The sequence below is a fragment of the Streptomyces sp. URMC 126 genome (assembly GCF_051386555.1).
Taxonomy (GTDB): domain Bacteria; phylum Actinomycetota; class Actinomycetes; order Streptomycetales; family Streptomycetaceae; genus Streptomyces.
The window spans coordinates 1-262 of the sequence record NZ_JBPQTX010000986.1 but is presented as its reverse complement, the minus strand read 5'-3'; the positions used below and the strand labels follow the sequence as shown (position 1 = coordinate 262).

1 protein-coding gene is annotated in these 262 nt (G+C 75.6%); it reads right to left on the bottom strand.

The genetic code is table 11. The features are described 5' to 3' along the window. On the bottom strand, positions 1-262 hold a 262-nt coding region (locus ACSNOK_RS34775), incomplete at both ends, for a CehA/McbA family metallohydrolase (RefSeq protein WP_436784702.1).

The following is a 262-nucleotide window of genomic DNA, read 5'->3' as shown; positions in this document are numbered from 1 at the left end:
GTAGTGGCCGTTGCGGGTGGTCACCTCCTCGCCGCACAGGATCAGCAGGTCCTCTCCCCACAGCCCCTCCCAGGCGCCGTGCCCGGAGGTGGTGTTGTGCTCGGTGGTGGCGATGAAGTCCAGCCCGGCGGCCCGCGCCGCCGCCGCGACCTCGGCCGGGGTGCGCCGCCCGTCGGAGTGAACGGTGTGCAGATGGCAGTCGCCCCGGTACCAGGCGCGCCCCCGCCCCCTCGCGCGCTCCGGCGGATACGCGGGCCTGAGG